Annotated in this window: 12 protein-coding genes; 2 read left to right on the top strand and 10 right to left on the bottom strand. The window is 62.4% G+C overall.

The window, feature by feature from the left end:
• Window positions 1-7: 7 nt before the first annotated feature.
• The 8 genes from AO356_RS23650 to AO356_RS23685 all read right to left on the bottom strand — a co-directional run bounded on the left by AO356_RS23650 (window position 8) and on the right by AO356_RS23685 (window position 9,301).
• Window positions 8-1,150, bottom strand: a complete 1,143-nt coding sequence (locus tag AO356_RS23650) for a hypothetical protein (protein WP_060741813.1) — start codon at window positions 1,148-1,150, stop codon at window positions 8-10.
• Entirely contained in the window at window positions 1,129-2,574 is a 1,446-nt protein-coding gene (locus AO356_RS23655; RefSeq protein WP_060741814.1) for an alkaline phosphatase family protein, read from the bottom strand. The genes AO356_RS23650 and AO356_RS23655 overlap by 22 nt, the downstream gene beginning before the upstream one ends.
• Window positions 2,564-3,793 carry a metabolite traffic protein EboE gene (gene eboE, locus AO356_RS23660; RefSeq protein WP_060741815.1) on the bottom strand — a complete coding sequence of 410 codons (1,230 nt, stop codon included), beginning with the start codon at window positions 3,791-3,793 and terminating at the stop codon, window positions 2,564-2,566. Before eboE ends, AO356_RS23655 begins: the two co-directional genes overlap by 11 nt.
• Window positions 3,790-4,674, bottom strand: a complete 885-nt coding sequence (locus AO356_RS23665; protein WP_060741816.1) for a TatD family hydrolase — start codon at window positions 4,672-4,674, stop codon at window positions 3,790-3,792. The genes eboE and AO356_RS23665 overlap by 4 nt, the downstream gene beginning before the upstream one ends.
• Window positions 4,675-4,712: 38 nt before the next feature.
• Window positions 4,713-5,486, bottom strand: a complete 774-nt coding sequence (locus AO356_RS23670; protein ID WP_060741817.1) for an EboA domain-containing protein — start codon at window positions 5,484-5,486, stop codon at window positions 4,713-4,715.
• On the bottom strand, window positions 5,483-6,373 hold the full coding sequence (locus AO356_RS23675; protein WP_060741818.1) for a UbiA family prenyltransferase: 891 nt from the start codon (window positions 6,371-6,373) through the stop codon (window positions 5,483-5,485). Before AO356_RS23675 ends, AO356_RS23670 begins: the two co-directional genes overlap by 4 nt.
• Window positions 6,370-8,244 carry a 3-dehydroquinate synthase gene (locus tag AO356_RS23680; protein ID WP_060741819.1) on the bottom strand — a complete coding sequence of 625 codons (1,875 nt, stop codon included), beginning with the start codon at window positions 8,242-8,244 and terminating at the stop codon, window positions 6,370-6,372. The genes AO356_RS23675 and AO356_RS23680 overlap by 4 nt, the downstream gene beginning before the upstream one ends.
• 241 nt (window positions 8,245-8,485) lie before the next feature.
• The gene (locus tag AO356_RS23685; protein ID WP_060741820.1) at window positions 8,486-9,301 is read right to left on the bottom strand and encodes a helix-turn-helix transcriptional regulator; all 816 of its coding nucleotides are present in this window, start codon (window positions 9,299-9,301) and stop codon (window positions 8,486-8,488) included.
• A 93-nt stretch (window positions 9,302-9,394) separates the two neighbouring features.
• Between AO356_RS23685 and AO356_RS23690 the strand changes: the two genes are divergently transcribed.
• Window positions 9,395-10,351, top strand: a complete 957-nt coding sequence (locus AO356_RS23690; RefSeq protein ID WP_060741821.1) for a threonine dehydratase — start codon at window positions 9,395-9,397, stop codon at window positions 10,349-10,351.
• A gap of 291 nt (window positions 10,352-10,642) precedes the next feature.
• A complete protein-coding gene (locus AO356_RS31195) occupies window positions 10,643-11,152 on the top strand; it encodes a hypothetical protein (RefSeq protein WP_072404789.1) in 510 nt (169 codons plus the stop codon).
• Between the two features lie 129 nt (window positions 11,153-11,281).
• Here AO356_RS31195 and AO356_RS23700 read toward each other — a convergent pair whose 3' ends face one another.
• The gene (locus AO356_RS23700; RefSeq protein WP_162491264.1) at window positions 11,282-11,872 is read right to left on the bottom strand and encodes a helix-turn-helix domain-containing protein; all 591 of its coding nucleotides are present in this window, start codon (window positions 11,870-11,872) and stop codon (window positions 11,282-11,284) included.
• A gap of 53 nt (window positions 11,873-11,925) precedes the next feature.
• Window positions 11,926-12,087 carry a hypothetical protein gene (locus AO356_RS32885; RefSeq protein ID WP_177431673.1) on the bottom strand — a complete coding sequence of 54 codons (162 nt, stop codon included), beginning with the start codon at window positions 12,085-12,087 and terminating at the stop codon, window positions 11,926-11,928.
• Between the last annotated feature and the right edge of the window lie 51 nt (window positions 12,088-12,138).

The following is a 12,138-nucleotide window of genomic DNA, read 5'->3' on the forward strand; positions in this document are numbered from 1 at the left end:
ATGCTCCTTAGCGTTGCCACTGGGCGCGTTTCAGCGACCAGACAAAGTCCAGTTTTTTGTAGCCATCGAATGCCGAGGGCGGCAGCGGAGTGGTGGGATAGACGATGCCGCCCCCCTGGTTCAGAGCGAAATTGAAGTAGCCGTTGTCGTTCGAGTAGGCGGCGGTGCCGTGGCAGGCCAGGCAGGACGAGGTGTTCTGGAACGCCGATTCCAGTTGTGAATTGGCCAGTACCTGGGTGATGGGTTGGAACTCGACCCCGATCAACTCGTACTTCGACAGGCTCCGATTATTGGCCTGGAAGCTGGCATTGACCGGCTTGGCAGCCGCAGTCGGCCCGGTGGTGTTGGTCATCGGCGCCGGCGTCGGGGCATTGGTTACGGTGTACTTGCTGTTGTTGATGTTTTCGAAGGTGGTCCAGACCCAGTCAGCGTTCAGTTTGTTGACGACATGCAGGCCGCTCAATGCCACATAGCCGACCTGATAGGTACCATCGTCCTGCTGGTAGTAGGCCTGGGCAATGTAGTAGCCGTCGTTCACCAGGGTTTGTCGGTAGGTCGTGTCCGTGCCGATCCACAGCCACGCGGCTTTCAACTCCCAGGCGGTGGGGGGGAAGTCCAGGTCGTTGGCCAGGGCGGCCTGACCGTTCACGTTGTAGACCTGCTTCTTCACGATGTAATCGAACGTGTCCTTGCCCATCAGTAACTGAAAGCGTACGGGCTGGCCTTGTTGGGCATCGGGCACGGCACCCCCCATTTGCAGGATCAGGCCATCGACCTGTTGGGTGGCATTGATGTTATGGAAGGATCGGGACAGGTCCATGCCCTGTGCCTTGGCTTGCGTCACCACGGCGGCCGGGAGCGGCGCTGAGCTGTCATAGGTGCCCGGTGGTGCGCCGTTGGGCAGGTAGACCTGGTCCGAAGGCTTCATCGTCTCCCACACGAGATTGCTGCTTTGCGCGGTGCTGGGTTGGTTCAAACAGACGAACCAGTTCCAGGCCATGGTCTCGGGACTCTGGGCAAACGCGGTCCGGGTCTTGTTGATGTCTGCTCCAAACTGCAGGAAGTTGCTGCAATCGAAGTTGTTGGTGTCCTGTGCCTGGGCCAAACCGGCCAGGGCACTGAGAACGGTTATGGAAATGGCTCGCCGCATGGAAGCTCCTTGGCATTCGCCGTATCGGCATGAGGGCGCCCCCGGAAGTGTTCCAGGAGCAGTTGCTTCACCGCCGTGGCCGCAAGGTGCTGCGGCAACGACAGATCACAATTGGTGATGAGCAGCGGGCCGGTCTTTTCGCTCGCGGGCAGCCGTCCGTGACTGCCGCGGACCAGGCGGGTGTCCAGCGGAATCAGGTCCATGTAGTAGCGAAAGCCGAGTTTTTTCTGAAGCAGGCGGCGCGCCACTTTCAATTTCGGGAAGCGAATGGCTGGGTCGATGAACAGCTCGAGCGGGTCGTAGCCTGGCTTGCGATGGATGTCCACGGTGCGGGCAAAGTCGGGGGCCTTGCGGTCGTCGAACCAGTAGTAGTAATCGAACCAGCAACCGGCGGCGGCCACGGCCACCAGTTCGCCGCTGCGCGGATGATCCAGGTGCCAGGCCCGTTGTTCGGTTTTATCCAGCACCTGCTCGATGCCGGCCTGGCGCTGCAACAGCGCCTTGACGCGAGGGATGTCGCGCGCCTGCTTCACGTAGATGTGCGCGACCTGATGGTCGGCCACGGCAAACGCCGCACTGGCACCGGGATCGAGCAACTCCCAGGCCAGCGATTGGCGGACCTGCAACAAGCCTTCGGCGCGTAGCAACCGGTTGATGGAAACGGATTGGGTGACGGCTTCGATCCCGTATTCGGACAGCAGCATCACCGCCGCGCCCTGTGCTTGGGCAAAGTCCAGCAGACGCCCGACTTCGCTGTCGATGGCGCGCACCTCGTCGGCAATCGACGGATGATCGGGGCCCAGGCGTTGCAGGCTGTAGTCGAGATGGGGCAGGTAGATCAACTGCAGGTCGGGGCGGTCGAGCTGGAATTCGGCGATGGCGCAATCGACGATCCAGCGGCTCGAGGCGATGCCGGCTGCCGGGCCCCAGAAACTTGGAAAGGGGAATTCGCCGATCTGCTGTTCGATATGCTCGTGCAACGAGGCCGGCGTCGAATACAGGCCGAACATCTTGCGGCCATCGGCCGGGTAATGCGGCCGTGGGGTAATGGCGGCGTCCACGTCGGCATACATGTTGTACCACCAGAACAACTGGCTGCAGCGAAACCCGGGGTACTGGCGCTTGAGTGTCTGCCAGACTTTTTCCCCCTGGATCAGTGCGTTGGGCTGCAGCCAGAAACGCACTTCGGCCTGATCGCGAAAATACCAGCCGTTGCCGACGATGCCGTGCTCCGACGGTGGCTGGCCCGTGAGGATCGAGGCTTGCACCGTGGAGGTGACCGCCGGGAACACCGGTTGCAGCGTGGCCATCCTGGCCGTTTTCAACAGGGCATTGATGCAGGGCGTCGCGGCCCCCAGCAGTGCGGGTGTCAGGCCGACCACGTTGATCAGCAGCAACGGCTGGCGCGCAGGCTCAGAGGACATCGGCGCAGGCCTTCAGCGCTTGGGTTTGCAGCAACTGGCGCTGCTGCAACTGGTCTTCGACCCAGTGCAACTCCGCCGCGATGCCCTGGAGTTGGGCGTGCTCGGTGGTGGGTCGCAACTGGCTGGGCAGGACGCCCCAGCTGTAGGTTTCCACTTCCAGTACCGGGCGAAAATCCCCATGGTCGGCGAGAAAATCGAAGGTCTGCGCCAGGGCGACCTGGCTGCCGCTGAGTTCGGGCAACAGCAGGTGTTCGCTGAACAACGGAATGTGGAAGTGAATCCTCAGCTCGGGAGGGGCGCGGCCGTCCTGCTCACACTCGTACAGGGCCGCGGGAAGGTCGGCCCAGGCCGATAACCGCTCCTGTCCAGCGCGGGCTTTGACTTGATGCAGGTAGGTGGGTTCGGCAAAACCGGCCAATGTCCTGAGCACCTGTTCGCGCCGCTGCGCATCCTCAGGCAGGTGGCAAATCAGCGCATTGGATAGCTGGATCTTGCCGATGGGGACCCGGGCCCGACGCAATCGGTCCAGTGACTGATAGCAGTCTTCGAACATCACGGCCTGGTGGCAGACGTCAAAACACAGCGCCAGGTGTTCATGGTGTGGGTCCGTGGCTTGCCAGTGACGAAAGAAGGCGATGGCCTGGTCGGTGTTTTCCAGCACGCAATCGGGCTCCATTTCCAGGCAGATCACGATCTTCTTGCCTGTCTCTCGTTGCAACCGGGCCAGCGCGGCGGTGAGCTCGCGCAGTTGCTGCTCGGCACGTTGCTGCAACGTCGGGCTCCAGTGGGCGGCATAGCCCAGCGGGAGGCTGGAGATCACCCCCTGGGCACAGTCCGCTGGCAGGGCCTGGGCGAGAAATCGAGCCAGGTCCAGGCTGTACGCCAGCCGCTGCGGATCGGCCCAACTGGGCAGGTAGACGTCGGCTTTCACCGCGCCCTGGTGAAATTGGCCGTAGGGAAACCCGTTGAGAGAGGTCAGGCGTAGCCCGCTGCGTTGCAGCAGGTCGAGGAAATCCGCACGGGCGGACGCCTGTTGGAGCTCGGCGGCGGCGACGGCGCTGATCCACAATCCACTGTCTTGGGTGTCGAGCCCGCGCAGTGTACGTACGGTCTGGAAATGCCGTTCGATGGAAGCGCGCAGCCCGCCCAGGTCATGGGTCGGGTGCACGTTGCTGCAATAGCCGATCTGCGTGGCCGTCCAACCCGTGCGGGCACTCATTTGATCACCGGCTCCTGGCCCCGCAGGGCAGAGTTGTCCTGCCACTGTCGCCGCTGATCGATGGGCAGGGGCGTGCTGACCAGGGTTTTGTCCAGCTGGCCGCTCTGGGCAAAAAAGTCCACCGGGTTGTGGAACAGCACCTGTTCGACCTGGGCTTCACTGAAGCCGGCGGCCAGCATCGCCTGGCCGGTCTTGGGCACTTTGAGCGGGTCGCTGATGCCCCAGTCGGCGGCGCTGTTGACCACCATTTTTTCCGTGCCGTACTGCTGCAGCAGCGCGACCATGCGTTGTTCCGACATCTTGGTGTTGGGGTAGATGGAATGGCCGCGCCAGCAATCGCTGTCCAGCACCAGGGGCAGGGTCAGTTCGTTGAGGTGGTCGATGATCACCAGGTGTTCGGCAATGCCGACCTCGCGAATGACCGCGAGTGTGCGCTTGGTGCCACCGATCTTGTCGCGGTGCGGGGTGTGCACCAGCACCGGCAGGTTGAATTGTTTGGCCAGCTCCAATTGGGCGGCGAGAAAGCGATCCTCCTCCGGGGTGATGTCGTCGTAGCCGATTTCACCCACCGCCACCACGCCATCTTTCACCAGGTAGCGCGGCAGGATCTCCAGCACTTCATTGGCCACCGACAAGTCGTTGGCCTCCTTGGGGTTCAGGCCGATGGTGCAGAAGTGATGGATGCCGAACATGCTGGCGCGAAAACGCTCCCAGCCCAACAGCGTGTCGAAGTAGTCGATGAAGCTGCCGACGCTGGTCCTGGCCTGACCCTGCCAGAAGGCCGGTTCGATCACGCCGGTGATGCCGGCGGCCGCCATGTTCTGGTAGTCGTCGGTGGTGCGGCTGACCATATGGATATGCGGGTCGAAGTACTTGAGCATGGTGAATCCTCGTCAAAAAAGCAGGGGAAGGGCGGGCGTCAGTTCGGCAAAGTGCCGCCCAGGTGCGCCTGCCATGGCGGCGGCAAGCGTTGTTGCTGGGCCAGCCCGACCAGGCGCTGACGTTGCGCCGGGCTCAGCAGGGCAAAGGCAATCACGTGGGTCAGTCCGGCAGACACCGTTCGTTCGGCGGCGAGTTGTTCGTCCAGCAGGTCGAGGGCCAACTGGTTGAGCGTGACGCTTTGTCGTTGCGTCAGGCCGACCAGGCGCCCTACATCGAGGCCCATGCCCAGGGCTTTCAACACCAGTTGGTTGAAGGCCCGTTCGTCGTAGTGACGCGATGGGTAGGCGGTGTCCAGGGCGAGGGCGGCAAACACCTGGCTGTTGCTGGTGCGCCCGGCCTGAAGTGCAAGCTCGACGCAGAGCCCACCGCTGTCGAGCCAGTCGAGGGCTTTCAAGGTGGCGATCTTTTCCTGGTCGTCGCCCCACAGGAACAACTGGCGCAGCAAGGACACTTGCCCGGCGACGGGTTGCAGTTCCAGGACCTGGGCCAGCAGCAATGCCCGCGCCAGTTGGACATTGCTCCAGCCGTCGGTGCCGGGCTGGGCGCGCTCCTTGAGGTGGCGCTTGCACTGGCCGCTCAGGAACGCCGCGGTGTTGGCGTCCGGGCGTTGGGCAAGTTGCGCCTGCGCCGAGAGCCACCATTGCCGCTCGGTTTCATCGAGCGACTGGGTGAAATGCCGGCGTTGTTCGTTCAGGCAATCCTGGCGCATGTCGAGGGCTGCCGATGCCAATGCTGTAACGTCCGTGTTCATGTGGGTTTGATCCAGCGTTGGAAATGAGGAAGCAGGAAAAACACCAGGACACATAACAGGCTGCCCAGCGGCTGGTTGGCGACGGCCAGCACCAGGGCATCGAACAGCGGCAGGGCGGCCAGGCCCGCACCGATAAAGGCGCGGACCTGCCGTTGCCGCGGGTTGGCCAGGTTGCGCCAGTAGTGCCAGCCCAACCAGCCAAGCCATATCAGCAGGACCGGCCAGAACCAGGCGTTGTCTGCGTAGATCGCCAACGCCAGTGGGCTCAACATCAGCAGCAGCGGGAGGCGGCTGATCAGTTGATTGCGGTGTTCCTGGCGGGCCAGGTAGGTCAGGCCGCTGATGTAGACGCCGAGCAAAAGGGCGCAGAGCCAGATCGGTTCGGGTGGCATCGCCAGGCTGGCCGCCGCGGTGAGGTAGAGCGCCGAGCGACAGGCCCCCATCAGCCAGACGCTGTGGGCGTACTTCTTGTGCAGCAGGTTGTAGCCGAGGATGCAACCCACCAACAGCGTGGCGCTGCCCAGCAGCCAGTGCGGTTGTTCGATCAACCGGCTCAGGCCCAGCAACGCGACCGCGGCCAGCACCAGTAGCAGCGCCGTGGCCAACCGCACTTGCTGGCGGCTGACCAGGCCCAGGGTGATGGGGCGCGGATTGTGGTGGCGTTGATCCCAGTCGGCGTCCAACAGGTCATTCAACAGCATGCCGGCCAGGTACAGCAGCGACAGTGCCGCCAGCAGCAGGAGCCAGACCAGGGACGATGGCGGTGCCAGGGCCCCTGCGCTGCTGGCGAGCAGGGCGGCGGCCAGGGTGTTGGTCCACACCGTGGGCAGGTTGGAGACGCGGCCGAGGGTCATCCAGGTCTTGAGGTCCGGCGACGACGGGTTCATTGCGCACAGCTCTCGTTCAGTGTGAGTGCAGGGGCCGCCTGCGTGCAGAGCCGTTGCAGCGCCTGCTCCATTCGCGCGGTATCGATTTCATGCAAGTCCACCGACTCGCCGATCCGGCTGAGCATGGGGATGGAGAGTTGCCCGCCCAAATGCTGGCGGAACTCTTCCAGCCCGAGCAGAACCTGCGAGCGTCCCTGTGCATCTTTCAGGGTCAGTTCCGGCGGGTTCAGGCAGAAGCCGAGCTTGAGCAGCAGGTGCAGCAGCCGGTCGCTGTCGGCGTCGCTCAACAGCCCCAGGGCATTGGCGTAGAGTCCATCCAGGGCCATGCCCACGGCGACGGCTTCACCATGGCGCAGTCGGTGGTGACTGAGGTTTTCCAATTTGTGAGCGGCCCAATGCCCGTAGTCCAATGGCCGCCCATTACCGCGCTCGAAGGGATCACCGGCGCCGGTGATGTGCGCCAGGTGCAGTTCGGCACAGCGGCGGATCGCGTAGCGGCTGGCCGCGTGATCGAAGTGGGCGAGGGCGTCGGCCTGTTGCTCCATCCATTGGAAAAACGCCTGGTCCTTGATCAGCGCCACCTTGACTGCCTCGGCCAGCCCGGCGATCTGGTCGCGTCGGCTCAGGCTGGTCAGCAATTGAAAATCGTTGATGACCGCGGTGGCGGGGTAGAAGGCGCCCAGCAGGTTCTTCTGGCCAAAGGCGTTGATGCCGTTTTTCACACCGATCCCGGCGTCGTTCTGGGCGAGTACGGTGCTTGGGATGCGAATCAGGCGAATGCCGCGGTGGAACGTGGCGCAGGCGTAGCCCACCGCATCGAGCACCGCGCCGCCACCGAGGGCCAGCACATAGCAATGCCGGTCCAGGCCATGTTGCAGCATGTCGCTGTACAGCTGCTGCAACACCTGGGAATCCTTGCTCGATTCGCCGGCCGGGACCGCGATGGGGGGCGCCTGCAAATGCAGGTCCGGAAAATGGCTGGCGAAGTAGGTATTGATCTGTGCCAGCAGGTGCGGAGCGCTGTGCAGCAGTTGTTCGTCGGCGAACACCAGCACCGTTACCTGGCCGCGGTGTCCGGCGGTGAGCTGACGATGCAGGCAGGGATTGAGCGGGTCGAACAGATGATCGGTGAACACCACCGGGTAGTCGTAGCTGACCTTGAAGCGCCCGTGCAAGGGTTGCGCCGTGTCGCGCCGGCGAATGTTCTTGAACAGGCTGTACCCGGCGATGAACAGCCCGGGCAATACCATGCTGGCGAGCAGGGTCACCAGCAGCGCGTTCTGTTCGACGAGAAAGGTGCCGATGGCACTGTAGGCCAACGCGAGGCCGGCATTGGCCAGGGTGGTGACCAGGATGAACGCGCGCAATGGGTAGCGTTGCATGCCGGCAGCGACGACCGAGGTTTCCGCCAGCACCGGGACACCGCGCAGGCAGATCAACGACAGCGTGCCCAACCGGTACGCCAGTTGCCCCGGCTGGCGCTGATGCAGGCCCAGGCGGCCGGACAGCAGGCGCAAATAGCCGGCTCCCAGCGCATAACCCAGCCCGGCCCCCAGGCACAGGCCGACGAAAATCACCAGGTATCCACCCAGGCTGCCAAGCATCGCCACGGCCAGCAGCGCGACCATGCTCGACGGCACCGGCAACACCACGTCCAGCGCCAGCAGGGCAATCAGCAGCAAGGCCAGGTTGAGTTTCTGCGCGGGCGTCGAGGGCAGGTACAGGTTGAGATGGGTCAGGAAATCCTGGATCTGTTGTTCGAACAACAGGAAGCTGGCGATCACCAGGCCTGAAAAGCAAACCAATGACAGCCAGAAATGTCCGGCTGGTCCTTTTTGCGAGCGCGAACGATACCCACGGCCATGCTTCATCAAGCATCCCTCTTGTTGATATGACTGATTCCGTGTCAGTAATTGAAAGCAACGCCAAGTGTGTTTTTCAGGCCAATAGACGCTCTCGCCCGAGGGGCTGTCAGGTGTGGTTGAAGATCTGGTTGGAGACAGGTTTGAATCTAGACGGCCAGGGTGTTTTTGCAAGGCCATCTGATGGCAATTTGGTTTGGGGCGCCATTTCGCCCCTCAGGTGCCCCCATCAACCCATTGCCCAGAGGCTTCAGGGCCTTGAATACCCGCGCAACTGCGCCGGGCTGACGCCCAGGCGTTGCTTGAACAGCGTGGTCATGTGCGCCTGGGAATTGAAGCCGCAGATGTGGGCGATATCGGTCAGTCGGGCGGTTGAGTCGCGCATCAGCGCCCGTGCCTTGGCGAGGCGTCGGTCGATCAGGTAGCTGTGTGGGCTTTTGCCGGTCGCCTGTTTGAATGCCCGCATGAAATAACCTTCGGACAAGCCAAGCAGCCCGGCCATTTCCTTGACCCCCAGCGGGCCGTCGAGACCGGCGTCGATGAATTCATCGAGCAGGCGCATCCGGCCGGCCGTGATCGAACCTTGGGAATGTGCCGAAAACCGCTTGTGGTCCTTCACTCGCTCAGCCAGCCCGAGCGCCCAGGCTTCCCAATCGTCTTCTGCCGTGGCACGCAGCAGTGCGCTGCGCATTCTCAAGGCGAGGGTGATGGCCTGCGGGTCAATACGATTGTTGAACGCATGTTTCGCCGGCAACGCCATGCCGTCGGTGCGCACCATCCGCAGGTATTCACCGCCCCGGGGAGATTCGGAGAGCACGTCGCACCCGGCGGGAACGAATGCCAGGCCGTTGGGCAGCGCCTCGAAGGGCAACACGCGGTCGCTGCCGATGGCGTGCAGGCCGCGCTGACTGTCGAAGGCAAAGCCGATCGCCGACTGGGTCGCGACGTAGCGGGTCGCGTAGGCACAGCCGGGGAGCAATTCGATCGCCCAGGGCCCAGCCTCGATACGACGGACCGGTTCAGACAGGGGCGGCGGTGGGTGATTTCGCGGGCTCATGAACAGCATAGTAATGAAGAGTGGGCCCGAAAGTCAGGTCAGTTTTCTGAAAGCCCCGTCGCCGGCGCGCTGATTAGACTGGGCAAAACCAGGAGGCCCATCATGCACACACTGACCCGCGACGACATCGAACACGCTGCCCGCCATCTCTATCAATTCATGCCCGCCACGGCGCAGTATGCCTGGCCGTTGCTGGCTGAACGGTTGGGTTGCACGGTGTGGGTCAAGCACGAGAATCACACCCCGACCGGGGCCTTCAAGGTGCGCGGCGGCCTGACCTTCGTGCACTGGCTCAAGCGCGAGCATCCCGAGGCGAAAGGCATTGTCACGGCGACGCGCGGCAACCATGGCCAGAGCCTGGCACTGGCGGCCACCGCCTTGGGTTTGAAAGCGTTGATCGTCGTGCCGCAAGGTAACTCGGTGGAGAAGAACAATGCCATGCGTGGCTTTGGCGGCGAGGTGGTCGAGTATGGCCGCGATTTTGATGAGGCCCGGGAAGAGGCAGCACGCCTGGCCCACGCTCAGGGGCTCTACCTGGTGCCGCCGTTCCATCCTGAGTTGGTCAGGGGCGTGGCGACTTATGGGCTTGAGCTGTTCAAGGCGGTGCCGGACCTCGACACGGTCTACGTGCCGATAGGCTGTGGGTCGGGGATTTGCGCAGTCATCGCCGCCCGCGATGCTTTGGGGCTGAAAACCCAAGTGGTGGGCGTGGTGTCCACCGAGGCCGTCGCGGCGAAGTTGTCATTTGAAACCGGAAGACTGTGTGAGACCGCTTCGGCGAATACCTTCGCGGACGGGTTGGCCGTGCGTAGACCCATTCCCGAGGCCTTTGCCATCTATGGGGCCGCTGCGGCGCGGATCGTCGCGGTCAGCGACGCGCAAATAGCCGAGGCCATGCGGGTGTATTACACCGACACTCATAACCTGGCCGAGGGCGCAGGTGCCGCGGCCTTGGCGGCACTCATGCAGGAACGTGAAGCGATGCAGGGGAAAAAGGTGGGGGTGATTCTGTCTGGTGGGAATATCGACCGGCCGGTGTATGCCCAGTTGATTGGCTGAGCCTTCGTGGCGGGAAACGCTGGATGATATTTAGATCGATTATTTCTTACGGTTATTGATATAGGTTTGGATCGCATATCCATGACCGAAGAATCGAAGCTGTCGTTTGTAAAATGTCTGCAATGAAATCGAAGTGCATGCAGCAGCAGACGACTTGGCGTGTGTCGCTCCGGTAAGCCTGTCTGAACGTTCATTCTTGCTGTTCGATCGCCATCTTGTCGGGTCCGGGTCAATGCTTAGAATCCGCCCCATCAGCTTGTCCGACTCTCGAACCTTACAGGGAACACCACCATGATGAACGCCATGCAGATGCCAATGCCGATGAACGCCAACATGCCGATGATGCCAATGATGGGCATGCCGATGATGATGGCGACCATGACCTGCGAAATGATGGACGACGGCATGATGTGCAAAATGATGCCAGCCGCCGGCATGGACATGGCCATGTTCAAGAACAGCGCCGACATGATGCAGATGATGATGAACTGCGGCATGCCGATGATGATGCACTGCGGCAACATGAGCATGATGTGCATGTCCCAGGCGAGCATGGCCATGCCGATGGCGAGCATGATGATGCCAATGCCGATGATGGGCATGCCGATGCCGATGATGAAGTGCGTGATGGAATGCACGGTGATGGCGGACTGCATGATGTGCAAAGTCATGCCGATGGCGGGCATGAACATGGACATGATGAAAAACTGCTGCGCCTTGATGATGAAGATGATGGACGACTGCAGCATGCCGATGATGATGAGCTGCAACGGCATGCCGATGATGTGCTGCACCTGCTGATTACAGCCGGGCAACGTCCTTGAGACTGGCCCGTGGCGAGGGAGCTTGCTCCCGCTGGGCTGCGCAGCAGCCCCATTTTGTGAGCGCTGCGCACTCAAACGGGAACAAGCTCCCTCGCCACCGGCGGGTTCAGTCCAGGCGTTCCGGGTAGGTAACCACCAGGTACGCCACCGCTTCGCTGTCGGCCGGGTTGCGATAGCGGTGTGGTTGGTCGGCATAAAACAGAATCGAGTCGCCGGTGGAGAGCAGGTAGCGCTCGTCGTTGACACTGATCTCCAGCACACCCTGGGACACCACCAGGTTCTCCTGAACACCCGGCCCATGCCCTTCGGAGTGCTCCTCCCCCAGCGGGCTCAGGCGCAGCTCGTAGAATTCCGACTGGCGTGCCACATCGAACGGGAACAGGGCACGGCTGACGAAGGCGCCACTGGCGCTGACCAGGCGTTTGCTCTGGCTGACCGACAGCACCGCCACCCCCTCGAAAGCCCGATGTTCCAGGAACGCGGCAACCGACACCTTCAGACCCTTGGCGATTTTGCACAGCACCTTGATCGAGGGCACGCTGCGTCCGGACTCGATCTGCGCCAGCATGGCCCGACTTACCCCGCACTGGCGAGCGAGGGCGTCCAGGGACAGGTGTCGCTTGCCGCGCAGGCGTTGCAGGTTCTGCGCGACCCGTTCGCAAATCGGATCTTCATCCAAGGCTTCCAGGTTGTTCAGATCCACTTCGGGTTCGTCGGCACTCGCCAAAAAGCGCGAGGGTTCCTGGGCGCTCACGCCTGGTACGTCCTGGTCGGCTGGAACGCCTGGACCCACTGGAACGCCTGGTAACCGGCATTACGCGCGTACATTTCCCACATGGCCCGGGCCTGTTGCTGAGCCTGCTTGCGTTTGCGGAATTGGACGAAGTCGATAACGTTGTCAGTCGGTTTCATAAGGCACTTCACTGTCGTGACCAATGGGACGGGATGAGTTGAGAGTACGTG

Origin of the sequence: Pseudomonas fluorescens (assembly GCF_001307275.1) — a bacterium.
GTDB classification, from domain to species: domain Bacteria; phylum Pseudomonadota; class Gammaproteobacteria; order Pseudomonadales; family Pseudomonadaceae; genus Aquipseudomonas; species Aquipseudomonas fluorescens_AA.

Coding starts and splice junctions, on each gene's coding strand:
- AO356_RS23685 (WP_060741820.1), bottom strand. CDS start 9,301: ATGCTGTTCATGAGCCCGCGAAATCACCCACCGCCGCCCCTGTCTGAA.
- AO356_RS23690 (WP_060741821.1), top strand. CDS start 9,395: ATGCACACACTGACCCGCGACGACATCGAACACGCTGCCCGCCATCTC.
- AO356_RS23670 (WP_060741817.1), bottom strand. CDS start 5,486: ATGAACACGGACGTTACAGCATTGGCATCGGCAGCCCTCGACATGCGC.
- AO356_RS31195 (WP_072404789.1), top strand. CDS start 10,643: ATGATGAACGCCATGCAGATGCCAATGCCGATGAACGCCAACATGCCG.
- AO356_RS23680 (WP_060741819.1), bottom strand. CDS start 8,244: ATGAAGCATGGCCGTGGGTATCGTTCGCGCTCGCAAAAAGGACCAGCC.
- eboE (WP_060741815.1), bottom strand. CDS start 3,793: ATGAGTGCCCGCACGGGTTGGACGGCCACGCAGATCGGCTATTGCAGC.
- AO356_RS32885 (WP_177431673.1), bottom strand. CDS start 12,087: ATGAAACCGACTGACAACGTTATCGACTTCGTCCAATTCCGCAAACGC.
- AO356_RS23665 (WP_060741816.1), bottom strand. CDS start 4,674: ATGCTCAAGTACTTCGACCCGCATATCCATATGGTCAGCCGCACCACC.
- AO356_RS23655 (WP_060741814.1), bottom strand. CDS start 2,574: ATGTCCTCTGAGCCTGCGCGCCAGCCGTTGCTGCTGATCAACGTGGTC.
- AO356_RS23650 (WP_060741813.1), bottom strand. CDS start 1,150: ATGCGGCGAGCCATTTCCATAACCGTTCTCAGTGCCCTGGCCGGTTTG.
- AO356_RS23675 (WP_060741818.1), bottom strand. CDS start 6,373: ATGAACCCGTCGTCGCCGGACCTCAAGACCTGGATGACCCTCGGCCGC.